Origin of the sequence: Aromatoleum diolicum (genome assembly GCF_012910955.1) — a bacterium.
GTDB classification, from domain to species: Bacteria; Pseudomonadota; Gammaproteobacteria; order Burkholderiales; family Rhodocyclaceae; genus Aromatoleum; species Aromatoleum diolicum.
The window spans coordinates 79,069-103,610 of record NZ_WTVQ01000006.1 but is presented as its reverse complement, the minus strand read 5'-3'; the positions used below and the strand labels follow the sequence as shown (position 1 = coordinate 103,610).

Below are 24,542 nucleotides of genomic sequence, written 5' to 3'. Positions count from 1 at the left end.
GAAATAAACATCATGGCTGCAATTTTTGATCTGAACGACGAAGAAGTCGTTGTTATTATTGGCTCGGGCGCTGGTGGTGGCACCCTGGCGAATGAGCTTGCCCAGAAGGGTGTTAATAAGATCGTTGTTCTTGAGGCAGGAAAGCAGTTCACGTTCGATGATATCGAGAACGACGAATTCGCCATGTTCCTGAAGCTGAGCTGGCTGGACAAGCGCGTCGCGCGCGGTGCATGGTCGGTGACCGATACCGGCCCCAATCTTCCGGCCTGGATCGTGAAAGGCGTGGGTGGTTCCACGATGCACTGGGCAGGTGTGTCTCTGCGCTTCAAGCCGTATGAGTTCAAAACCAGGACGACTTACGGGGATATTCCGGGCGCGAACGTGTTGGACTGGCCGATTTCCTACGAGGATCTGGCGCCCTATTATGATCGCGCGGTGCAGAAGATGGGCGTTTCTGGTGTGGCAGGGGGAATGCCGCAACTGCCAGAGTCCAATCTCGCGAAGGTCGCAATCGCGGGTGCGAAGAAGATCGGCTACAAGGACTTTACGCACCCGATGGCCATCAACTCACAGGCATACGATGGCCGTCCGGCGTGTCAGGTGATTGGCTTCTGCATGCAGGGCTGCAAGATTGGGGCGAAATGGTCGACGGCGTACACGGAAATTCCGCGCGCGCTCAAGACCGGGCGAGTCGAGTTGCGTCCCGAGTCCATGGTGTTGCAGGTCCAGCACGACAAGTCGGGAAAGGTCAGTGGCGTGCTATACGCGGACAAAAATGGCAACAAGCACCTGCAGAAAGCGAGGCTGGTTGCCGTGGCTGCAAACTCCATCGAGTCTCCGCGATTGCTGCTCAATTCGGCTAGCAGCATTTTCCCGAACGGCCTTGCGAACTCGTCGGGCCAGGTGGGCAAGAACTATATGGCGCATGCTACCCAGGGCTTGCTTTCGGTTCACGAGAAGCCCGTAAATATGCATCGCAGTAACGCCGTCGCTGCGATTATCGGCGACGAGGCAAAGAATGATCCGTCCCGAGGTTTCTACGGCGGGTACTACTTCGAAGTGTTGCAACTGGGCTTGCCGTTCACCGTTGCGTTCCTCCGGCCTCCCGCTGGTTGGGGACGAGAGTTGAGCTCTGCGGCCGAGGCCTATGACCACATGACTGGTGTATGGACGTGCGGCGAGCAGTTGGCGTCAGAGGGCAATCGCGTCTACCTGCATGCGACAGAGAAGGATCAATACGGGCTGCCGGTGCCCATCGTCTCCAACTCGGACCATGACAATGACGCAATGCTGCGCCGCCACGGCGCTGTCCAGTGGAGAAAGATCAACGAGGCGCTCGGAGCCCATCGCACCCTGGAAATGCCCACGTGGTCCTCGAGTCATAACATGGGGACCAACCGAATGAGCGCTAAGGCGCAGGACGGCGTGGTCAATAAATGGGGCCAGGCCCATGATGTCAAGAACCTGTTTATCTCTGATGGTAGCCAGTTTACCTCAAGCGCGGCTGCGAACCCGACACTGACCATTGTCTCCCTTGCAATTCGTCAGGCCGAATATATTGCCGACCAGATGAAGAAGGGCGAGATCTAATCATTGAGTCTGCGAGCCTCTCGGTTTCAAACAACACACTGAGAATGTGATGGTTTCGTGGCCGAACCGAGACCCGCGCGCCATTCTGACGTGCCATTGCGAGCGTCAGTTTGATTTCTGCTGGCGAGAGTTTGCCGTCCGTCCAAATGCCAGAGAATGATCTGCGAGCGATAATTCAAAGGAGAAGAACGTGTATGTGACCGTGTTTCGCGCCAAGGGTAGCGCCGATCATTCGATGCAAATGCAATATAGCGAATGGTTTAATCGTCTTGCCCCGCTTCTGCCCGATCTGGATGGGTTCATTTCGATGAAGCAGTATCTGGCCGACGATGGCGAGGCGTGCTTCATCGTCGAATTTCGTGATGAAGTGTCGCATCGTGCGTGGTCCGAGCATCCTTTGCATCTTGCGGCAAAGGAATTCGGGCGATCTTTCTTTTCAAGTTACGACATTAAGGTCTGTGAGTTGCGTTACCAACGGTCGTCGGGGTGATTGAAGGCGCTGCTGGAATCGACGGATGTATTGTGAGATTGAATTCGTCGCAGTGATCAACTCGTACTGTAAGAAGGTTAGGGGCCGCGATTAGCCGGCGGCCATCGGGAAAGGAGTCGTGTTATGAAGTTGCTGATGTCACCGATGTCGCCCTTCGCACGGAAGGTAAGAATTTTTGTTCGCGAATTGGGAGTCGCCGGCCAAGTCGAGGAAGTCAATGTAACGGTGATGCCAATATCGGTGAACCCGGATGTGAGTGGCAGGAATCCGCTTGGGAAGATCCCGGTATTGCTGCGAGATGATGGAGTTGCTCTCTATGATTCTCCCGTTATCTGTGAATATCTCGACAGTCTTCATGAAGAGCGGAAGTTGGTGCCGGCGATGGGAGAAGCCCGCTGGACTGCGTTAAGGCAACAGGCGTTGGCGGATGGTCTTTTGGATGCCGCAGTATTGCTGCGTTATGAGACTGCGATGCGACCTGAACTGTTGCGATGGGACAAGTGGATCGATGGACAGCAGGCGAAAATCGATTTCGCATTGGATGCGATTGCCCGTGAGATCAAAGCGTTGGATGGCGACCTCACCATTGGTGGTGTGAGTACGATCTGCGCGCTCGGCTACCTCGATTTCCGCTTTACGTCATACGACTGGCGCAGTGCACGTCCTGCGCTCGCTTCGTGGTATGCAGCACAAAGCGAGCGCGAGTCGGTTCTGTCCACGGTCCTGCACGCTTGAGGCAGAAATTTCCGGGAGGGATCTCTACCGAAAATTGAGTGTTTCTGCTTCCGTGTAGCGTATCGGTGTACGTGCATTTTTGAATCATCAACGTCGTCGGCAAGTAGGCGCGATTCCGCAACACGCGGCAGACGACGCTTGAGGAGGTTGCAACCGGGTTGGCGCGAGGGAAGGAAGTGCCGTTTGAATTCACACGTGCTTGCACATCAGGCCCCGATCTAAAGACTTTCTCACGTATGCCCTATGTTGCGGGCGCTTCCTCAGCTGATTCCCGACCAGTACGAACTCATACCAATGGAGATCGAAGAAATGAGTAAAACCCTCTTATCAACTTTGCTGTTTGTTCCCACGCTGGCTCTCGCAGCTGGATTCTCGATTGAAAGCCCAGACATCAAAGCCAATCAGGAAATCTCCAAAGAGTACGTGCTCAATGGGTTCGGATGCGAGGGCGGCAACGTCTCGCCCGCTCTGACATGGAAGAACGCACCCAAGGGTACGAAGAGCTTTGCTGTGACCGTGTACGACCCGGACGCACCAACCGGGAGTGGATGGTGGCACTGGGTGGTATTCAATTTGCCGCCTGATACGACATCGCTGCCCCAAGGCGCGGGTGACCCGTCAGCAGGGAGGTTGCCGAAGGGGTCCGTGCAAAGCCGAACCGATTTCGGCAAACCAGGCTGGGGGGGGCCATGTCCGCCGCAGGGCGATAAGCCGCATCGGTTCACGTTCACCGTGTTTGCCCTCAAAACGGAGAGGATCGAACTCGGTGAAGACACACCGGCGGCAATGGTCGGCTACATGCTGAACTTGAACAGTTTGGCGAAGGCGAGTTTTGTCGCGAAATCTGTGCGTAAGTAGTCCCGGCTTCGGTTGCTCCATCAGGACAGCGTCGCATACCCCAATGAAACAAGTTCCACCCAATAATGCTTAAAGGAGAAACCATGGCGGCGCTTTCACATGTCAGGGTTCTGGATCTGTCGCGAATTCTGGCAGGGCCACTCGCCACCCAGATACTTGCCGATCTCGGTGCCGACGTAATCAAGATTGAACGCCCGGATACGGGGGATGATACGCGGAGCTTTGGTCCGCCGTTCGTCAAGAATCAGGACGGAGACGACACAACCGAGTCTGCCTATTACAGCAGTTGCAACCGGAACAAGAAGTCCGTTGCGATTGATATCTCGCGTTCTGAAGGTCAGGAGCTGATATACCACCTGGCAGCCACATCGGATGTCTTTATCGAGAACTTCAAGGTCGGGACGCTGAAACGCTACGGCCTTGATTATGAAACGCTCTCCAAGATTAATCCGCGCCTTATCTATTGCTCGATTACTGGCTTTGGCCAGGATGGTCCTTACGCACAACGTCCCGGGTACGATTTTCTGATCCAAGGTATGGGGGGACTGATGAGTGTCACGGGGCGTCCGGATGGCGAGCCCGGCGCTGGGCCGCAAAAGGCAGGACTGTCACTCGCAGACATTACGACTGGTCTCTACGCGACAATCTCCATCCTTGCGGCACTCGCCGAGCGCGAGCAATCAGGTCTTGGGCAGCAAATCGACCTCGCACTCTTGGACGTACAGGTAGCGTGTTTGGCCAATCAGGCAATGAATTTCCTAACGACGGGGAAGGAGCCCGTCCGCATGGGCAACGGGCATCCAAATGTCGTCCCGTATCAGGATCTCAAGACCAAGGACGGTTACATGATTCTGGCGGTCGGTAACGATGGTCAGTTCTCGAAGTTCTGTTTGGCTGTCGGCCATCCGGAATGGGCGGAGGATCAACGTTTCCGGACCAATGCGACGCGTGTCGCCAATCGTCAGCATCTGATTCCGCTGCTCAACGAGGTCGTGCTTACGCGTACCACCGCCGAGTGGATTGCGCTGTTCGAACAATGCGGCGTTCCCTGCGGACCCATTAACGGAGTGAAGGACGTGTTTGCCGACCCGCAGGTCGTTCATCGGGGCATGCAGATTCGGATTCCCCATCGTCTGGCGGGGGAGGTTCCTCTGGTGGCGAGTCCGATACGGCTTTCGCGTACGCCAGTGGAGTATCTGAAAGCGCCGCCGATGCTTGGCGAGAACAGTACCGAAGTGCTCAGCTCGTTGCTCGGGGTTAGTGCCGAACGCATCGAGGAACTCAAGGATGCGGCTGTCGTTGGCCGTTGAATTGCCGAAAAAGTACTACGCAGAACCAATCAATGAAGATACTTGTACCGGTCAAGCGGGTCATTGACCCGAACGTCAAGGTCCGTCTGAAGAGCGACGGAAGCGGCATCGATCTTGCGAATATGAAGATGTCGATGAATCCTTTTGACGAAGTCGCCGTTGAAGAGGCGGTACGTCTTAGGGAATCGAATCTGGCGACCGAAGTCATAGCAGTCACCTGCGGCGTGTCCGCGTGCCAGGAGACGCTACGGCACGCAATGGCGATCGGCGCTGATAGAGCGATTCTGGTGGAGACCGACGTCCAACTCGAGCCGCTGTCTGTCGCCAAGCTCCTGCGCGCCATCGTCGAGCGCGAGGCGCCCGAGCTCGTCATTCTCGGTAAACAGGCGATCGATGACGACGCAAATCAGACGGGCCAGATGCTCGCCGGACTTCTCGGATCGCCCCAAGCAACCTTCGCATCGAAGATCACGATTGCGGACGGAAGGGCGGCCGTAACGCGGGAGGTCGATGGGGGGCTGGAAACTCTCGAGTGCGGACTGCCCGTCGTTATCACGGCCGACCTTCGCCTCAACGAACCGCGCTATCCGTCGCTGCCCAACATCATGAAAGCCAAAAAGAAGCCACTGGAAACTATTGCGGCGGGAAGCTTGGGTGCCGACATTTCCCCGCGTCATGTTCCAGTTAAATACGCTTTTCCGCCGAAACGCAGTGCGGGCGTCCGGGTCGCGGATGTGGCCGAACTGGTCCATAAACTCAAGAATGATGCAAAGGTAATTTGATGGCAATCCTGGTCATAGCCGAGCACGATAACGATTCTCTGAGATCGGCGACCCGCAATACGGTTGCCGCCGCCGCTCGGATCGGTGGGGATATCCATGTTTTGGTGGCGGGCATGAATTGCGCTCAAGCCGCCCAGGCCGCGGCCAAGCTGGCGGGCGTCGTCAAGGTTATCTTTGCCGATGCGCCGCACTATGCGGACCAGACGGCGGAAAATTTGGCTGCACTCATCGTCCCCCTTGTGAAAGCGGAAGGGGGTGCATATGACTATGTGCTAGCGCCAGCGACCGGTGCAGGCAAGAACCTCATGCCGCGCATTGCGGCGCTGCTCGATGTGGCACAGATCTCCGATATCGTGGCGGTGGAGTCGGCTGATACCTTCGTGCGGCCAATCTACGCAGGCAACGTGCTGGTTACCGTTAGATCGATCGATGCGGTAAAGGTGATCACCGTCCGTACTACGGCATTCGATGCAGCTGGAGAGGAGGGCTATGCAGTTGTCGAGAGCATCACGGCGGGTCCCGACCTTGGCCAGTCGAAGTTGGTCGGCCGGGAAGTTTCCAAATCGCTCCGTCCTGAGCTCATTGCCGCACGGGTCATCGTTTCAGGTGGGCGCGGGTTGGGTAATGGCGAGAACTATCACAAACTGCTTGAACCGTTGGCCGACAAGCTTGGTGCAGCCCTTGGGGCCTCGCGCGCCGCAGTGGATGCGGGTTTCGTGCCGAACGACTATCAGGTCGGCCAAACAGGCAAGATCGTGGCCCCGCAGCTCTATATCGCGATTGGCGTGTCCGGAGCCATCCAGCATCTCGCTGGCATGAAGGACTCAAAGATCATTGTCGCCATCAACAAGGATCCGGATGCCCCGATCTTTCAGGTGGCCGATTTCGGGCTGGTTGGCGATCTGTTTGAAGTCGTACCGCAACTGACCGCTGCACTGAAATGAAGGGCGTCGCCGATAGGGGGCGCGCTGGGCCAGTCAATTGTCGGACGAGTTGCTATGCAGCGTGAATCGATGGAGTTCGATGTCGTCATCGTCGGAGGCGGACCCGCTGGGTTGGCTTCGGCGATACGGCTGAAACAGCTTGCGAACGAAGCAGGTCGGGACATTTCGGTGTGCCTGATAGACAAGGGCGCCGAGATCGGCGCTCACATACTCTCGGGTGCCGTGATGGATCCACGTGCCCTGTCCGAACTGCTGCCGAACTGGAAGGACGACGGTGCCCCCCTCAACGCCCCCGTGTCCGAGGATCGCTTCTTCATCCTGTCGGAATCCGGTGCCTTCAAGGTGCCGAATGCGCTGCTGCCGGGTTGTTTCCATAATGAGGGCAACTACGTCATTTCACTTGGTAGCGTCTGTCGCTGGTTGGGGACGCAGGCTGAAGCTTTAGGCGTAGAAATCTATCCCGGGTTCGCGGGTGCCGAGGTCCTGTTCGACGAGAACGGCGCCGTGATGGGAGTTGTAACCGGCGACATGGGGCGCCTGCGCGACGGTTCCGACGGGCCGAATTTCCAGCCGGGCCTGGAATTGCATGCGAAGTACACAATCCTTGCAGAGGGTTGCCGCGGGCATCTCGGAAAGCAGCTAATCAAACGATACAGGCTCGACGCGGACGCCGACCCCCAGACCTATGCTATCGGGCTGAAGGAACTATGGGAAATCGATCCCGACGTGCATCAACTGGGCCTGGTCGTCCATAGTGGTGGCTGGCCGATGCAAGCCGACACCTACGGGGGAGGCTTTCTTTACCACTTGGAAAACAACCAAGTGACTGTCGGGTTTGTGGTCGGCCTTGGTTACGAGAATCCGTACCTGTCGCCGTACGAGGAGTTCCAGCGGTTCAAGACTCATCCGCAAATCCGCAAGTTCCTCGAGGGCGGCAAGCGGATTTCCTACGGTGCCAGGGCCTTGGTAGCAGGTGGCGTGCAGTCGCTGCCCAAGTTGACCTTTCCCGGTGGTGTCTTGGTCGGCGACGACGCGGGTTTCCTGAATGCCGCGCGAATCAAGGGGTCACATTGCGCGATCAAGACGGGGTCGCTCGCCGCGGAAGCTTGTTTTGAAGCGCTGATAGCGGGTCGTGAGCGCGATGAGCTGACCGCGTACCGAAGTAAGTTCGAGAATAGTTGGCTGTACGACGAACTGTATAAAGCACGGAACTTCAAGCCTTTCATGGCGAAGGGTCTGAAGCTAGGGGCGCTCCTCTTCGGCTTGGATCAGCTCGTTTTCAATGGTGTGGCTCCCTGGACGCTGCATCATCGGTCGCCCGACCATGAGAAGCTGAGTCCTGCTGCTGCATGCCAGCCGATCGAATATCCAAAGCCCGACGGCGTAATCACCTTTGATCGTCTGGGGTCGGTCTTTCTCTCCAATACGAACCATGAGGAGGATCAGCCCTGTCATCTCCGACTGAAGGACGCCGATCTCCCCATTGAAGTCAATTTGCCCACGTACGATGCGCCAGAACAGCGCTTCTGCCCGGCAGGTGTCTATGAGATCGTCGGTCGCGAGGGAGGCCAGCCGCGACTCCAGATCAATGCGCAGAACTGTGTCCATTGCAAGACCTGCGATATCAAGGATCCCAACCAGAACATCAACTGGGTGGTCCCGCAGGGCGGTGAGGGGCCCGTATATCCGAACATGTAAGGCACGTGGTGCGGCGTTGTCCGAGTGGGTGATGTCCCGAACCGTTAGTGTTATCGAGCGTAGGGCTCGCGTAGGAGTTGCAGTGCAGAAAAATTCTAATCTGTCCGCAATGGACCAGCCGATCTGCCAGGGCCCAATCGTCCAGCATGTCGTTCAGACCCGACTTCCCACGGAGTGGGGCGAGTTCACGCTCCACGGTTTTTCGGCCGATGGTAAGGAGCACTTGGCACTGACGTTTGGCGAGATCGATCGCAGTGCTCCAGCGCTCGTTCGTGTCCACTCCGAGTGCCTAACCGGCGATGCCCTGTTCAGCCAACGCTGCGACTGCGGCGCTCAGCTTCGAACCGCTCTTGCGTCGATTGCGCGAGAGGGGCGCGGCATCTTGCTATATCTGCGCCAGGAGGGGCGAGGCATCGGGTTGTTCAACAAGCTGCGCGCCTACGCTCTGCAGGATCACGGAGCGGACACGGTCGACGCGAACGAGCGTCTCGGTTTTCTGGCGGATGGCCGCGACTATGCAGTCTGCAAGGAGATGTTGGAGCATTTCGGCGTAACCAAATTGCGCGTGATGACCAACAACCCCCGAAAGGTGGCGGCGCTCGAAAATTTCGGATTTGAGGTCGTCGAGCGCATACCGCTTGTTGTAAGGGCCACGCCTGACAATCGTGCCTACCTCTCGACCAAGGCGAAGCGCCTTGGTCACCTGTTGGACGGACACCAGGCCCCGGTTGGGCCGAAAAGGTATATTCGGGAGACGGAAAATGCCGCACACTCAATTGAATGAAGGCGAACACGCCAGCGACAACCATTCCGGTTTCCAGATCAGTTCAGTCGAGGAAGTCATTGAAGAGTTGGCGGCCGGTCGGATGGTCATCATCGTGGATGAGGCCGATCGTGAAAATGAAGGCGATCTCCTGATAGCGGCCGAGCATGTAACCCCCGAGGCCATCAACTTCATGGCGCGCTTCGGTAGAGGCCTCATCTGCCTGACGCTAACCGAGGAGCGGTGTCGCACATTGGGCCTTCCAATGATGGTGGATTCGAACAAATCGCCCCATCACACGAACTTCACCGTCTCGATCGAGGCGGCTTCCGGCGTGACGACCGGGATCTCCGCTCCTGATCGGGCCCGCACGGTGCAGGTCGCGGTGAGCGCGAATGTGACACCCGATTCAATTGTCCAGCCCGGGCATGTGTTTCCTCTGCGCGCCCATCCCGGCGGCGTGCTGGCGCGTGCCGGCCATACCGAGGCCGGTTGTGACTTGGCACGTTTGGCGGGACTCACGCCTGCTTCGGTAATCTGCGAAATCCTCAACGATGACGGAACGATGGCGAGGCTGCCCGACTTGACGGAGTTCGCCGTCAAACACGGCCTTAAGGTCGGCACTATTGTCGATCTGATCCATTACCGCAGCAGGAGCGAATCGCTGGTGACCAGGCTCTCGGAACGTGACATCGAGACTCCGTATGGCCCCTGCAAGCTAGTGGTCTACAACGACTCGATTGCTAAGACTCAGCACATGGCGCTGATCCGAGGGGATATCGACGATGGAAATGAGGTCCTCGCGCGAGTCCATGAGCCCACTTCGCCGATCGACCTCCTGGACATCAACGATCGTCGTCACTCATGGAACTTTCACGAGTCTCTGGCTCGCATCTCGCGCGAGGGGCGTGGGGTTCTCGTCCTCCTGAATTGGGCGGCGGGCTCCTCGGTAGTCGCGGAAAGCATGAGTAATTCGGCTACGCGGAACATGGCAGCGTGGTCTTCATCCGAATTGCGTGACTTTGGTATCGGCGCACAAATACTGAAGGATCTCGGAGTTCGGCGCCTTCGCCTGATGGCTCATCCCCGCACGATGCCGAACATGTCGGGGTTTGATCTCCAAGTCATGGGTTACGAGAGTCCTGAGCCAATCGGACAACAGGGTCTCGTGCCTTCGCTTTCTGGCGACCGGGTACTCCCAAAGCCGGGCGTACGCGCAGTGGCATAGTCGTTCACGGCATGCCCGCGGCTTGCGAGCCCGCATGCCGTGCCCCCGGCAGTCAGGTACTGGCCAGCCGCGCGCGCCTGGTGCGTCGCGTGCCCCAAGGGGCCGGTAACCGCTTCGATACCTCGGTTTCACCTAGCCGACGAATTGATAAGTCTTCGAACTCCTCGCCATGGCCGCTTCCTTCTCGAATTACGACAATTGAGCCGTTCCGGTTGCGGGAGTTGCGGCGTCAACCCTTCCGGCAAACGTGGTTCAGAACGGCGCATTCCTAACAGGAGAATATGAATGGCGATCAAACGTGGTGCGGATCTCATCGTCGAAGCCCTTGAAGAGTACGGCACGGAGCAGGTGGTCGGCTTTATTGGGCATACAAGCCACTTTGTGGCGGATGCATTTAGTAAGTCGCATCTCGGCAAGCGAGTCATCAATCCGGCTACCGAGCTGGGTGGCGCTTGGATGGTTAACGGGTACAACTACGTCAAGGACCGCTCCGCCGCTGTTGGCGCGTGGCATTGCGTAGGCAACCTGCTGCTTCATGCTGCAATGCAGGAGGCCCGCACTGGGCGCATTCCGGCCGTGCATATTGGTCTGAATAGTGACGGGCGTCTCGCTGGACGGTCAGAGGCGGCGCAGCAGGTGCCTTGGCAGAGCTTCACTCCGATTGCACGTTCGACCCAGCGCGTTGAACGGCTTGACAAGGTCGGCGAGGCCATTCACGAGGCATTCCGCGTCGCCGAGGGGCATCCCGCGGGCCCCGCTTATGTGGATATCCCGTTTGATCTGACTGCGGATCAGATTGACGACAAAGCACTGGTGCCCCGCGGAGCGACGCGGGCCAAGAGTGTGCTGCATGCTCCGAACGAAGATGTTCGCGAGGCAGCGGCGCAGCTCGTGGCAGCAAAGAATCCGGTGATTCTCGCAGGTGGTGGTGTCGCTCGTAGCGGCGGTAGCGAAGCGCTGCTGAAACTCGCAGAAATGGTGGGTGTGCCGGTCGTCACGACCTCTACGGGTGCAGGTGTGTTCCCCGAGACCCACGCGCTGGCGATGGGTTCGGCAGGTTTCTGCGGGTGGAAGAGCGCGAACGACATGATGGCGGCTGCCGACTTCGTGCTCGTACTCGGTTCGCGTCTGTCCGACTGGGGTATTGCCCAAGGCTACATCACGAAGATGCCGAAGTTCGTGCACGTCGATACCGATCCGGCTGTGCTCGGCACGTTCTACTTCCCGCTGCTGTCAGTCGTCGCCGATGCGAAGACGTTCATGGAGCAGTTGATCGAAGTTCTGCCGGGTACCTCGGGCTTCAAGGCGGTTCGGTACCAAGAGCGCGAAAACTTCCGTCAGGCCACCGAGTTCCGTGCGGCGTGGGATGGGTGGGTTCGCGAGCAGGAGAGTGGCGACGGCATGCCGGCCAGCATGTTCCGTGCGATGGCGGAAGTGCGCAAGGTGCAGCGCCCGGAGGACATCATCGTAACCGACATCGGCAACCACACTCTGCCGATGTTTGGTGGTGCCATTCTCCAGAGACCGCGCCGCCTGGTGACCTCGATGGCCGAGGGGATTCTCGGATGCGGTTTCCCGATGGCACTCGGCGCGCAACTTGCCGAACCCAACAGCAGGGTCTTCCTCGGGACCGGCGATGGTGCGCTGTACTACCACTTCAACGAGTTCCGCGTTGCAGTCGAGCACAAGCTTCCCGTCATCACCATGGTGTTCACGAACGAATCCTACGGTGCGAACTGGACACTGATGAACCATCAGTTCGGCCAGAACAACTGGACGGAGTTCATGAACCCGGATTGGGTCGGGATCGCCAAGGCATTTGGTGCCTATGGTGAGTCGGTCCGCGAGACGGGCGACATTGCCGGAGCGCTTCAGCGTGCAATCGACTCGGGCAAGCCGGCGCTCATCGAAATTCCGGTGAGCAAGACGCAAGGCTTGGCAAGCGATCCGGTCGGGGGGGTTGGCCCGAATCTGCTGCTCAAGGGGCGCGAGATTCCGGTCGACACCGGGGGTTCGATGTACCCCGGTGAGAACCTCCTGCACCTGAAATCGTAAACGACAAGTCAGGTCGTTTCGATCGCCGATCCACCGTCAATCAATGGCGCCTGTGCATTGATCGACGGTGGTTTCGAGCGAGCTGATTCGAGGGCTTCGAGGCGAAGAGCCTCAAGCCGGCACCGCTTTGACGAGGACAACTGGTAATCGCCAAAGCGGTGACGTCGCGGCTGCGTTTTTCCCTGTTCCGGCGTGCCGATATGCGAGCCAGAAAGATGTTCCGAGGTGGTTACGTGGGGCGGATCGCAGAACGTGGGTCGTTCACTGATTTTTGTGTGTTCAAGATCATAGGGTGGAATTCATGGATCAACTGAAAGAAAAGGCCTTGAGTTCGGACGCCGCATCGCTGAGCGTTACTTCCAAGGAGCAACTGGGCCGGCGCGCGTTCCTGAAGGGGAGCGGGCTGGCGGCCGTGGGTGTCGCGGTCCTGCCTGCCGTCGGTCTGATGGCGCCTGCCGAGCAGGCTTACGCGCAGAAATTTGAAAGACTGAGTGAATCTGTAGGCAAGACGCTCGTGAAGATGGCGCGAGACATCTTTCCGCATGACAAGGTGCCCGACAAGTTCTACGCAGCAGCGATCGCGTCCTATGACCAGAAGGTGGCTCAGGATGCTCAGCTCAAATCTATGCTCGATTCCGGTGTCGCGCAGCTCAATGCTGAAGCAATCCGTCGCTACGGCAAGGCGTATGCGGATGTTCCCGGCGAGGGCGAACGCGTCGTACTTCTCTACGAAATCGAACAGTCGGCATTTTTCCAGAAGGTGCGTGGCGATCTGATATTCGGGCTCTACAACAACAAGGAGGTCTGGCCGCTCTTCGGCTACGAAGGCTCCTCATGGGAGAAAGGCGGCTATCTGGAGCGCGGTTTCAACGACATCGACTGGCTGTAGAGATGGCAGGCCCGCGGGTGGCCAACCACAAGACAAAGGAACGGAGACCATGGCTGCAACATTTGACCTGAACGATAGTGAAGTCGTCGTGATCGTAGGATCGGGCGCTGGCGGCGGAACGCTTGCCAACGAACTGGCGCAAAAGGGTGTCAACAAGATCGTCATTCTCGAAGCGGGAAAGCAGTTTACGCTCGAAGACATCGAGAACGACGAGTGGGCGATGTTCTCGAAGCTATCCTGGCTCGACAAGCGGGTCACTGCGGGCACCTGGAGCCCTCACCGCACGGCGCCAAACCTGCCTGCGTGGATCTGCAAGACCGTCGGAGGCTCGACGGTGCACTGGACTGGGGTGTCGTTGCGATTCCAGCCCCATGAATTCAAGCCCCTGACGACCTACGGCCGTGTTCTCGATGCCAATCTGATCGATTGGCCGCTCTCGTATGAGGACATGGTTCCCTACTATGAGTTAGCCGAAAAGAAAATGGGCGTTTCAGGTGCCCCAGCGAGTGGGATGCCGGAGCTTCCAAAATCGAACAACACGTTGGTTGCCGAGGCCGGTGCGCGAAAGATTGGGTACAAGAACGTCGTGCATCGCATGGCGATCAACTCCCGTCCCTATGACGGCAGGCCGGGATGTCAGCAGATTGGCTTCTGCGTGCAAGGGTGCAAGATCGGTGCCAAGTGGTCGACGCTATATACCGAAATCCCGCGAGCGATCGCCACGGGGCGCGTTGAACTCCGGCCTGAGGCCATGGTCCTGCAAATTCAGCACGACAAATCGGGCAAGGTGAACGGTGTCCTGTACGCGGACAAGAACGGCACCAAACACTTGCAAAAGGCGCGCATTGTCTGCGTGGCCGGCAACTCGATCGAATCTCCGCGGTTGCTGCTCAATTCGGCGTCATCCAAGTTTACCGATGGCCTGGCGAACTCCTCCGGACAGGTGGGGCGCAACTACATGGCCCATGCGACGGCTGCTGCGTTCGCGATCCACCAGAAGCCAGTCAAGATGCATCGCGGAACAGCTGTCGCAGCGATCGTGATGGACGAGCAAAAGCATGATCCTTCGCGCGGCTTCGTTGCCGGGTACAACCTGATCGTACTGTCGCAGGGGCTGCCGTTTGCAGCAGCCTTCCTCAGAACGCCCAATGGGTGGGGCAGGGAGATGACTTCGGTATTGGATAAATACGACCACATGTCCGGGGTTTGGATCTGTGGTGAGCAAATGCCGATGGAGCAGAACGGTGTCACTCTTCATCCGACCGAGAAGGATCAACATGGACTGCCCGTTCCCATTGTTGCAAATTCGGATCATGCCAACGATGCACTCATCGTAAAGCACGCCCTTGGGCAGTGGCGCAAGATGAACGATGCATTGGGATCCAACCGGATCGTCGAAGTTCCCGTGTGGCCAGCCGCGCATAACTTGGGCACAAACCGCATGAGTGCCAAGGCGAGTGACGGGGTGGTCAACAAGTGGGGCCAGGCCCATGACGTCAAGAATCTTTTCATTTCGGATGGCAGCCAATTTGCATCGAGCGCGGTCGCCAATCCGACATTGACCATTGTGGCCCTCGCGATTCGGCAGGCCGAGTACATCGTAGATCAGATGAAGCGTAAACAACTGTAAACGCCACGGCGTACAGAGGTTGCCGCCCCGTGCTTGTGCACGGGGCGTGATAAGAGAAACCCGATCCGAGTGCCGGGAGTGTCGGACGTCCTTGTATTGGGAGGATGGCTCTGGCACTCCTCGCGCTTAGCCCCCTCGGTTTTGCGGGTGCAATCCGTAGCGTGGGAAAACCCAAGGGATTTATTGCCAGGAGGCACGGATGAATTACCCCAACACCCAGCTTCTCATCGCGGGTCAATGGCAGGATGCTGCCGACGGCCGTACGCAACCCGTCCACAATCCCGCTTCCGGGGCAGAAATCGGGCGCGTTGCGCACGCCAGTACGGCGGACCTCGATCGTGCGCTCGAAGCAGCTCAAAAGGGCTTCGAGGTCTGGCGCGACGCGCCGGCGCTCGAGCGGCAGAAAATCATGCGCGGCGCGGCTGCGCTGATGCGTGAGCGCTGCGACCGCATCGCCAGCGTACTGACCCAGGAGCAGGGGAAGCCGTTAGTCGAGGCACGGCTCGAGACGTTGGCCGCGGCGGATATCATCGAATGGTTCGCCGATGAAGGGATGCGCGTTTACGGTCGTATCGTACCGTCGCGCAATCTCGCGACGCGTCAGATGGTACTTAAGGACCCGGTCGGGCCCGTTGCGGCCTTCACTCCGTGGAATTTCCCAATCAATCAGGTCGTTCGAAAGGTTTCCGCCGCGCTGGCAACCGGCTGCTCGATTCTCGTCAAGGCAGCCGAGGAGACCCCGGCGGCGCCGGCGGAGCTGATTCGCGCCTTCGTTGATGCAGGTGTCCCCGCGGGCGTCGTCGGGCTCGTATATGGGAATCCGGCGGAGATCTCTGGATATCTGATTCCGCATCCGATCATTCGCAAGGTTACGTTTACCGGTTCTACCATGGTCGGCAAGCAGCTTGCTGCGCTGGCTGGCCAGCACATGAAGCGCGTGACGATGGAGCTAGGCGGACACGCGCCGGTCATCATTTGCGACGATGCGGACCTGGAGCTTGCGGTTCGAGCGGCAGGTAGCGCCAAGTTCCGCAATGCAGGCCAGATCTGCATAGCGCCTACCCGTTTCTTGGTGCACGAAGACATCCATGATCAGTTTGTCGCCGATCTCGCGAAGTTTGCTCAGGGCCTAAAGGTGGGCGACGGCCTTGCCGAGGGGACGCAGATGGGGCCCTTGGTCAATTCACGGCGGGTCAATGCGATGACGGACCTCATGGAGGACGCATTGCAACGCGGTGTTACCGTAGCCGCAGGCGGCCAGCGCCTTCCGGGCGATGGCAATTTCTTTCTCCCGACCGTATTGGCCGATGTGCCACTTGAAGCCAAGGTGTTCAATGAAGAGCCCTTCGGCCCGATCGCCGCAGTGCGCCGCTTCAAAACGCTCGACGAGGCGATCACTGAAGCCAACAGGCTTTCGTTCGGCTTGGCGGGCTACGCCTTTACCCGTTCTCTGAAGAGCGCACACCAACTTTCCCAGCGCGTCGAAGTCGGCATGCTGTGGATAAACCAGCCTGCCCAGGCTTCGGCCGAAATGCCGTTCGGCGGGCTGAAAGACTCCGGTTATGGCACTGAAGGTGGACCGGAAGCGCTCGAGGCGTACCTCAACACGAGAGCGGTGTCGATTGCCAATGTCTGAGCGCCAAGTTCTTGACTCGTCTATCTGAGCCGATCAAATCACAAACCGCTCAATGCCAGTGCAATACCTGCCACTAGCATTGGGCGGATGTATTGCAAACGATCCTGTACTCGATCTCGCAGGATTCGGAACTGACATGGAAGTGACCTAGCGGACCCCACTGCAGCAATGATCGCAGGATCTGAGAGTCTTCGGGTCGCGTCGTGGCCGGCAGCATGCTGCTGGTGGCCTTCCCCGATCGGCGCCTGACTGGCGCACAAACACACCGATAAAAAACCGCCCCGACAGAGAGCCCATGAACGCCACCGAAAAATTCATCGCCGCAAAAGCCCATGTGGACGAAGCCGCGATCGCCCCGCTGCCGAACTCGCGCAAGATCTACGTCGAAGGCTCGACGCCCGACATCCGCGTGCCGATGCGTGAAATCTCGCAGGCTGACACCCCCACCGCCTTCGGCGGCGAGAAGAACCCGCCGATCTTCGTCTACGACTGCTCCGGCCCCTATTCCGACCCGGCCGCCAAGATCGACATCCGTTCCGGCCTGCCGGCCATGCGCCAGCAGTGGATCGAGGAGCGCAACGACACCGAGGTGCTCGCCGACCTGAGCTCGGAATTCGGCCGCGCCCGCGCCGCCGATGCGGCGCTGGACGAACTGCGCTTCCCCGGCCTGCACCGCCACCCGCGCCGCGCCAAGGCCGGCGCCAACGTCTCGCAGATGCACTACGCGCGCCGCGGCATCATCACGCCGGAGATGGAATTCATCGCCATCCGCGAGAACATGAACCGCCGCGCCTACGTCGAATCGCTGCGCGCCACCGGCCCCACCGGCGAGAAGATGGCCAAGCTGCTGACCCGCCAGCACCCCGGCCAGCACTTCGGCGCCAGCATCCCGGAAGAGATCACCCCGGAATTCGTGCGCAGCGAAGTCGCGCGCGGCCGCGCCGTCATCCCCAACAACATCAACCACCCGGAAAGCGAGCCGATGATCATCGGCCGCAACTTCCTCGTGAAGATCAACGCCAACATCGGCAACTCCGCGCTCGGCTCGTCGATCTCGGAAGAAGTCGACAAGATGACCTGGTCGATCCGCTGGGGCGGCGACACGGTGATGGATCTGTCGACGGGCAAGAACATCCACGAGACGCGCGAGTGGATCCTGCGCAACAGCCCGGTGCCGATCGGCACGGTGCCGATCTACCAGGCGCTGGAAAAAGTCGACGGCAAGGCCGAGGAACTCACCTGGGAGATCTTCCGCGACACGCTGATCGAGCAGGCCGAACAGGGCGTCGATTACTTCACCATCCACGCCGGCGTGTTGCTGCGCTACGTGCCGCTGACCGCCAACCGCATGACCGGCATCGTCTCGCGCGGCGGCTCGATCATGGCCAAGTGGTGCCTCGCGCATCACAAGGAAAGCTTCCTGTACACGCATTTCGAGGACATCTGCGACATCATGAAGGCCTACGACGTGGCCTTCTCGCTCGGCGACGGCCTGCGCCCCGGCTCGATCTACGACGCCAACGACGAAGCGCAGCTGGGTGAGCTGAAGACGCTCGGCGAGCTCACCGACATCGCGTGGAAGCACGACGTGCAGACCATCATCGAAGGTCCGGGCCACGTGCCGATGCACCTCATCAAGGAGAACATGGATCTCCAGCTCGAGCACTGCAAGGAAGCGCCGTTCTACACGCTCGGACCGCTGACCACCGACATCGCCCCGGGCTACGACCACATCACCAGCGGCATCGGCGCCGCGCAGATCGGCTGGTACGGCACCGCGATGCTGTGCTACGTCACGCCGAAGGAGCACCTCGGTCTGCCGAACAAGCAGGACGTCAAGGAAGGCATCATCACCTACAAGCTCGCCGCCCACGCCGCCGACCTCGCCAAGGGCCACCCCGGCGCGCAGATCCGCGACAACGCGCTGTCGAAGGCACGCTTCGAGTTCCGCTGGGAAGACCAGTTCAACCTCGGCCTCGACCCCGACAAGGCCAAGGAATTCCACGACGAGACGCTGCCGAAGGAATCCGCCAAGGTCGCGCACTTCTGCTCGATGTGCGGCCCGCACTTCTGCTCGATGAAGATCACGCAAGACGTGCGCGACTACGCCGCGAAGGAAGGCCTCAAGGAAGAAGAGGCGCTCGCCAAGGGCATGGAAGTGAAGGCGGTCGAGTTCGTGAAGGCGGGTGCCGAGATCTACAGGAGCGTTTGAGGAGACGAACAGGTGGGTAATGCACAAGCCGGCGTTCAGTTGCCCTCAATATTCATTTTTCATGGAAAGCCCCAGCCACTGATCGGCACACTTTCAGTGGTTGATCTGCTTGCGCAGCTTGGGTACGCAGGGAAACGCATTGCAGTTGAACTCAATGGCAATGTTGTCCCCAAGAGCCAGCATTCGTCCACATGGATCCGTGTTGGGGACAACTTCGAAATCGTCGTTGCCGTGGGCGGCGGCTGATAGGGAGAGAAACCTCGATGGACAAGTTTACGATTGCAGGTCGGACATACAACTCCCGTTTGCTGGTGGGAACCGGGAAGTACAGGGATTTCGCCGAGACCCGTGCGGCGATTGACGCTTCGGGAGCCGAGATCGTCACGGTCGCGATACGCAGGACCAACATTGGTCAGGATCCCAGCCAGCCCAACCTGCTGGATGCTTTGCCGCCCTCGAGGTTCACAATCTTGCCGAACACGGCCGGGTGCTATTCCGCTGAGGATGCCGTACGTACCCTGCGATTGGCGCGAGAGCTCCTGGACGATCACTCGCTATGCAAACTGGAGGTCCTGGGCGACCCCAAGACCCTTTTCCCGAACATGCCGGAAACCCTCAAGGCTGCGAAGATCTTGGTGGGCGAGGGCTTCAACGTCATGGTCTACTGCTCGGACGATCCCATCCAGGCGCGGATGCTGGAGGATATCGGTTGCAGCGCCATCATGCCCCTGGCCTCGCTGATCGGCTCGGGCATGGGTATCCTGAATCCATGGAATCTGCGGTTGATCATCGACCAGTCAAAAGTCCCTGTTATCGTCGATGCCGGCGTTGGCACTGCTTCGGACGCTGCCATCGCCATGGAATTGGGGTGTGACGGGGTTCTCATGAACACCGCCATCGCGCACGCTAAGGACCCGGTTCTCATGGCTAGCGCCATGTGCAAGGGCGTTGCGGCAGGGCGGGAGGCATTTTTGGCCGGCCGGATGCCCAGAAAGCTTTATTCGGCTGATCCGTCGTCACCCTCCAATGGATTGATCGAATAGCAGGGTGATCGCTCAGGTTGGTCGGTCGGAGTATGGAATAAGGGATTCCGATACGGCCCGAGCGAAGCGAACATCATGCCGGGGATTGATCGAAAGGCATATTTCTGCTTTCGCAGCGCGCAACCACTCGCTAATTACTGAACCGGATTGAAGTAGAGGAGCGGTGAATGGATGAAATTTGAACCGGGTGTGGTCAGATTTCAAGCATTCACTCGCGACCACCTGTCTTTGGAATGATCCCCTCGCTCCCCCTCGCTCTGGCTCTCGCAAACGTCATCTCGTTCTTTGATTCGCGCCAGACGGTCGAAATTTCGGAACCGGACGCAGAGTGTCGACGAGCTCGAATTTCCTCGAACAACAAAAAATAGGCCTATCGATTGCACGCAGAAGCGCATCGACGGCGGTCGCGATGTCATCTGCAAGTGCGCTATGCCGGTTCGAATGTTCATGCGTCAATAAGTCAAGAGACGCATCTTCCGCTGGAAATCGAGGAAATATCAAAAGTTATTCAGACGGAAGGATAACTCCGGCGGCTCCATGATCACTCAGAATATTTTTGGCAATGGTTTTGAGTCTGTGCGCTCCAGATAATTACGGCAAGAGGATGTTCAGATAAATGCCCTGCCCATACGCCTAGCAAGGCCGATGCCGTAGCACATATCACCAAGGTGCTATCAGGCAAGAAATGGAGCAGGCGGATCGGTCTGATGATCCATTTGTTGAAAAATAATACGGAGACACTCATGAAGAAATCGTTGGTGGTAGTTGCTGCACTCTTTCCGATTGCTCAGGTGGCCTACGCGGAAGGACTCAGTGTGAATATCGGTGGTGCGTCCGTCACACTGTATGGCACGCTCGATATCGGGATCTGGTCGCAGAGCAAGTCTACCTCTGACGAATCTGGTCCGGCGCCGGGCCCCGACAGCGCCGGGCGGCTTACGAAGTTCCACACTGGCGGCATTTCCCCGAGTAAGTGGGGGCTCACCGGTGTGAAGGATCTTGGCAACGGGATCAAGGGGATGTTCAAGCTCGAAGAGCACATCAAGTCGAATACAGGTGACACCGAGGGATTTGGTATTTCCGGTTTCGTTCGTGAGACCTATGTCGGAGTTCAGGGAAATTTCGGCAAGGTGCTTGTCGGGCGCCAGTTCACCCCGGCCATCCTGGCATATGCAGCGACGGATCCGCGAGGCCTTCGTGAATCACTGTCGGGAATGAACTCGTGGCTGGCATCCGGTAATACTGGCAATACTTTCCTGAGTGCCTTTGCGAGTAACTCGATTTCGTACAGCGTTGATCTTGGCAAGACGAACTTGTCGGCGATGTATGCACTTGGTGGGAAGGCGGGTGATGTCGATGCCGATAGTACGTTCTCCATCGGTGCTACCTACGCCGGACCTCTAACGCTGTCCGGCAGTTACGAGCGGGAGAATCGACGGGATAACGGCGATAAAGGTATCGTGAAATCGTCTATCGGTGTTGGCGTGCCGGTTGGCCAATTCGTCTTGAAGCTCAATCACATGAACAGCGCGGTTTATGATGCATTCGGTGAAAAAGCGAATGATTACAAGGTGACCGGTGCGGGCTTCGATTGGAAGGTGACGGAACGGAATAGCGTCAATCTGTCCTACTATCGTGGAAAGGACAATGAGATTTCCGGCAACAAGGCAGGCACCTGGGTAGTCTCGAATGAATATGCCTGGGACAAGAGCACGACGCTGTATGCGCAGGCGGCTTTCATTAACGCGAAGGAGAATGCGGATGCAGTGGTTTCGCTGCTCGGTAACGGCACCATTGTGCAAGATGCCAAGACTTACGTCCTTAATGCTGGCATCCGCTATAACTTCTGATTCGATTCGATTGAAGAACCATTGAGTTCAGGGGGCGTGTGCCCCCGTTTTTTGTTCTCGCGCCGAAGGTCTAGTCGTCGATCCTGAAGATATGGTGGGTGACGTCGTGTGTAGGGGCCGCGGTGGTAGCGAGGTTCTGATCAAGCAGATCGAGGTGCTGGGTGTGGGTTGGGCAAGCTGCCAGTAGCGATCTAGGGCTTGCTGTGATCAGAGCATCCTGTACCGCATAGGCGACAACAAATTGCTCGGGGGCAGCCAATGCTGCGAAGTTTGGCACTGCACTTGTTTGTAGCGCTGTTCTTGATGGCGACCGGAAGACCATCTCTCGGTGTCGAACTCCCGACGATCCGGATCGGGGTGTTGCAGTACGGCACCGTCAGCTGGGAACTGGAGGCCATGAAGCGGCTAAGGCTAGCCGAGCGCGAGGGGGTACGGGTCGAACTGGTGCCGCTTGCGTTAAAGGATGCCAGCAATGTCGCGTTGCATGGCGGTGCGGTCGATGTAATCGTCAATGACTGGATCTGGGTTGCTCGGCAGCGTGCCGAGGGACGAAAGTTTGTGTTCGTGCCGTATTCGCGTGCGATCGGATCGGTGATGGTGCGGCCCGACAGTGGCATCCGCTCGCTGGCGGATCTGCGCGGCCAGCGGATGGGTGTCGCTGGCGGGGCGCTTGACAAGAGTTGGCTGCTGTTGCGCGCCTATTCCCGCAAGACGGTCGGTGAAGATGCGGCCCGCTTCGTGAAGCCTGACTTCGGCGCACCACCGCTCTTGAACGCACTGATGCTGAAGGGCGAACTGCCGGCCGTCCTCAATTTCTGGCATTTTTCCGCGCGGCTGCGGGCTGCGGGGATGCGCGAGCTGCTAAGCCTCGACCAGATTCTTAAGGGGCTGGGCGTCGAAGGTGAATTACCGATGGTCGGCTGGGTGTTCCGTGAGGACTGGGCTAGTCGCAACCCGGCGCTTGAAGCCTTCCTCCGCGCATCGGCGAGCGCGAAGCAGGCGATGCAGGAATCCGACTCGATATGGGAGGAGATCCGGAGCCTGACGCAGGCCGAGGATGACGCGACCTTCGCGGCGCTGAAGCAGGGCTTCCGCGCCGGCATCCCGACTACCGACTCCGTTCGTGCCGAACGCACGGCCAGCAGCGTCTTCCGAATCCTTGCCGACGAGGGCGGGGCAGAACTGGTCGGTTCGGCGACGGCGCTGCCGGCCGGGACCTTCTGGCACGCCGGTGGCCGGTGATGAGGGGGGCGGCCGATGAGGCTGGCGTGCTGCTGATGAGCAAGCTGCGAAAGGCACCTCGGCTCAGCATGCCCGATGTCGGCGCTGATGGCTGGGTGCGCCTTGCATCGCTCGGCGGTTTTCTCCTGATGTGGCACGTCGCTGCCATGTTGTTCGACAGCACGACGCTGCCGGCGCCAGTGGTCGTGTTTCGGCGCATGCTCGACGAAATGCTGTCGGGCCTGCTGCCGCTCCACCTGGGGATCACTCTGGCGCGGGTCGCTGTCAGCTTCCTGCTGGCCATGGTGGTCGGCACCGCAATCGGTATCGCCATGGGGCGTTGGCGTCAGGCCGACTTGTTGCTGGACGGCTGGCTGGTGCTTGGCCTTAACATTCCGGCGCTTGTCACGATCATCCTGTGCTACGTGTGGTTCGGCCTGAATGACGCCGCGGCGATTGTCGCCGTCGCGCTTAACAAGATTCCGACCGTGGTCGTGACCGTGCGCGAAGGCGCGCGCGCGATCGACCGCGGCCTTATGCAGGTCGCGCAGGCGTATCGGCTGCCGCGCGGCCTTACCTTCACGCGCGTGTATCTGCCGCAGCTCTACCCTTGGCTGTTCGCCTCGGCCCGTTCGGGGCTGTCGTTGATCTGGAAAATCGTACTCGTCGTGGAACTGCTTGGCCGCAGCGACGGCATCGGCTTCCAGCTCAACATGTTCTTCCAGCTGTTCGATATCACCGGCATCCTGGCTTATACGCTGACCTTTGCGGCAGTGGTGCTCATTGTCGAAGCGGTGGGACTGCGCCCGCTGGAGCGGCGCCTGACCCGGTGGCGGAGCTGACACATGCTTGAAGTCACGATCAATCGCAAATCCTACGCAGACCGCGGCGGGCGTCCTCATGTCGCGCTGGCAGGGCTCGAGCTGTGTGCCGCGCCCGGTGAGTTCGTCTGCGTTGTCGGGCCCTCAGGCTGCGGCAAGAGCACGCTGCTCAATGCCGTCGGTGGCCTGGATCACGACGTGGATGGACGTATGCGGATCGGGGCACCCGGCGCGTCGCACGAAACAGGTTTCATGTTCCAGGATCCGCGCCTGATGCCCTGGCTCACCGTGCTCGACAACGTCCTTCTCGTCGGCGGGCAGTCGCCAGAAGCGCGGGAACGGGCGATCAATCTGCTGCGCGCCATGGAGCTGGGCGACGTGATGCATGCTTATCCTGGCCGGCTTTCCGGCGGGATGCAGCGTCGCGTCGCACTGGCGCGTGCCTTCGTGATCGAACCGGCGGTGCTACTGATGGATGAACCGTTCGTGTCGCTCGACGTACCCACCGCCAACCGCTTGCGTGGAATGCTCGTCGAATTGTGGCAGCGTTGTCGTAGCACCGTGCTCTTCGTCACGCACGACCTGCGCGAAGCGCTGTCGCTAGCCGACCGTGTGTGTTTCCTGTCTCCCGCGCCCGGGCATGTCGTGCTGGAGTTGCCGGTCGATCTGCCGCGTCCGCGCTCGCCCGAAGACTCGAACGTCGCACAACTATATGCTCGCCTGCTGGCGGAGCATCCCGAGATCCTTGCGGGCCTCGCGGACGGCGGGGCGGGGAAGGAGCAATAGG

At 59.0% G+C, this 24,542-nt stretch carries 21 protein-coding genes; all 21 read left to right on the top strand.

The window, feature by feature from the left end; translation table 11 throughout:
• Window positions 1–12: 12 nt before the first annotated feature.
• Complete coding sequence (locus tag GPA25_RS05475) at window positions 13–1,590, top strand: GMC family oxidoreductase (protein ID WP_169259351.1); 1,578 nt, start codon at window positions 13–15, stop codon at window positions 1,588–1,590.
• Between the two features lie 190 nt (window positions 1,591–1,780).
• Window positions 1,781–2,080, top strand: a complete 300-nt coding sequence (locus GPA25_RS05470; protein ID WP_169259350.1) for an antibiotic biosynthesis monooxygenase family protein — start codon at window positions 1,781–1,783, stop codon at window positions 2,078–2,080.
• A 123-nt stretch (window positions 2,081–2,203) separates the two neighbouring features.
• Complete coding sequence (locus GPA25_RS05465) at window positions 2,204–2,815, top strand: glutathione S-transferase (RefSeq protein ID WP_169259349.1); 612 nt, start codon at window positions 2,204–2,206, stop codon at window positions 2,813–2,815.
• 294 nt (window positions 2,816–3,109) lie between these two features.
• A complete protein-coding gene (locus GPA25_RS05460) occupies window positions 3,110–3,673 on the top strand; it encodes a YbhB/YbcL family Raf kinase inhibitor-like protein (RefSeq protein ID WP_246265388.1) in 564 nt (187 codons plus the stop codon).
• 83 nt (window positions 3,674–3,756) lie between these two features.
• A complete protein-coding gene (locus tag GPA25_RS05455) occupies window positions 3,757–4,983 on the top strand; it encodes a CaiB/BaiF CoA transferase family protein (RefSeq protein WP_169259348.1) in 1,227 nt (408 codons plus the stop codon).
• 32 nt (window positions 4,984–5,015) lie between these two features.
• A complete protein-coding gene (locus GPA25_RS05450; RefSeq protein ID WP_169259347.1) occupies window positions 5,016–5,765 on the top strand; it encodes an electron transfer flavoprotein subunit beta/FixA family protein in 750 nt (249 codons plus the stop codon).
• Complete coding sequence (locus GPA25_RS05445; RefSeq protein ID WP_169259346.1) at window positions 5,765–6,709, top strand: electron transfer flavoprotein subunit alpha/FixB family protein; 945 nt, start codon at window positions 5,765–5,767, stop codon at window positions 6,707–6,709. Before GPA25_RS05450 ends, GPA25_RS05445 begins: the two co-directional genes overlap by 1 nt.
• A gap of 54 nt (window positions 6,710–6,763) precedes the next feature.
• Window positions 6,764–8,407, top strand: coding sequence for an electron transfer flavoprotein-ubiquinone oxidoreductase (locus GPA25_RS05440; RefSeq protein WP_169259345.1), 1,644 nt, complete (start codon window positions 6,764–6,766; stop codon window positions 8,405–8,407).
• Between the two features lie 82 nt (window positions 8,408–8,489).
• The gene (gene ribA / locus GPA25_RS05435; protein WP_343034843.1) at window positions 8,490–9,191 is read left to right on the top strand and encodes a GTP cyclohydrolase II; all 702 of its coding nucleotides are present in this window, start codon (window positions 8,490–8,492) and stop codon (window positions 9,189–9,191) included.
• The gene (ribBA, locus tag GPA25_RS05430; protein ID WP_169259344.1) at window positions 9,169–10,398 is read left to right on the top strand and encodes a bifunctional 3,4-dihydroxy-2-butanone-4-phosphate synthase/GTP cyclohydrolase II; all 1,230 of its coding nucleotides are present in this window, start codon (window positions 9,169–9,171) and stop codon (window positions 10,396–10,398) included. Before ribA ends, ribBA begins: the two co-directional genes overlap by 23 nt.
• 285 nt (window positions 10,399–10,683) lie before the next feature.
• Entirely contained in the window at window positions 10,684–12,453 is a 1,770-nt protein-coding gene (locus tag GPA25_RS05425) for a thiamine pyrophosphate-binding protein (protein ID WP_169259343.1), read from the top strand.
• A gap of 301 nt (window positions 12,454–12,754) precedes the next feature.
• Window positions 12,755–13,342, top strand: coding sequence for a gluconate 2-dehydrogenase subunit 3 family protein (locus tag GPA25_RS05420; protein WP_246265370.1), 588 nt, complete (start codon window positions 12,755–12,757; stop codon window positions 13,340–13,342).
• A 49-nt stretch (window positions 13,343–13,391) separates the two neighbouring features.
• The gene (locus GPA25_RS05415) at window positions 13,392–14,972 is read left to right on the top strand and encodes a GMC family oxidoreductase (RefSeq protein ID WP_169259342.1); all 1,581 of its coding nucleotides are present in this window, start codon (window positions 13,392–13,394) and stop codon (window positions 14,970–14,972) included.
• A 199-nt stretch (window positions 14,973–15,171) separates the two neighbouring features.
• Entirely contained in the window at window positions 15,172–16,608 is a 1,437-nt protein-coding gene (locus GPA25_RS05410) for an NAD-dependent succinate-semialdehyde dehydrogenase (protein WP_169259341.1), read from the top strand.
• Window positions 16,609–16,903: 295 nt separating this feature from the next.
• Window positions 16,904–18,820, top strand: coding sequence for a phosphomethylpyrimidine synthase ThiC (gene thiC, locus GPA25_RS05405; RefSeq protein WP_169259340.1), 1,917 nt, complete (start codon window positions 16,904–16,906; stop codon window positions 18,818–18,820).
• A gap of 12 nt (window positions 18,821–18,832) precedes the next feature.
• Window positions 18,833–19,066 (top strand): sulfur carrier protein ThiS, encoded by a 234-nt coding sequence (gene thiS / locus GPA25_RS05400; RefSeq protein ID WP_343034842.1) that lies wholly within the window; start codon window positions 18,833–18,835, stop codon window positions 19,064–19,066.
• Between the two features lie 17 nt (window positions 19,067–19,083).
• Window positions 19,084–19,863: a thiazole synthase gene (locus tag GPA25_RS05395; protein ID WP_169259339.1), complete on the top strand. Its 780-nt coding sequence runs from the start codon at window positions 19,084–19,086 to the stop codon at window positions 19,861–19,863.
• A 743-nt stretch (window positions 19,864–20,606) separates the two neighbouring features.
• Entirely contained in the window at window positions 20,607–21,713 is a 1,107-nt protein-coding gene (locus GPA25_RS05390; RefSeq protein ID WP_169259338.1) for a porin, read from the top strand.
• Window positions 21,714–21,971: 258 nt separating this feature from the next.
• On the top strand, window positions 21,972–22,955 hold the full coding sequence (locus GPA25_RS05385; RefSeq protein WP_169259337.1) for an ABC transporter substrate-binding protein: 984 nt from the start codon (window positions 21,972–21,974) through the stop codon (window positions 22,953–22,955).
• A gap of 35 nt (window positions 22,956–22,990) precedes the next feature.
• Window positions 22,991–23,776 (top strand): ABC transporter permease, encoded by a 786-nt coding sequence (locus tag GPA25_RS05380; RefSeq protein ID WP_246265366.1) that lies wholly within the window; start codon window positions 22,991–22,993, stop codon window positions 23,774–23,776.
• A gap of 3 nt (window positions 23,777–23,779) precedes the next feature.
• A complete protein-coding gene (locus GPA25_RS05375) occupies window positions 23,780–24,541 on the top strand; it encodes an ABC transporter ATP-binding protein (protein ID WP_169259335.1) in 762 nt (253 codons plus the stop codon).
• Window position 24,542 lies beyond the last annotated feature (1 nt).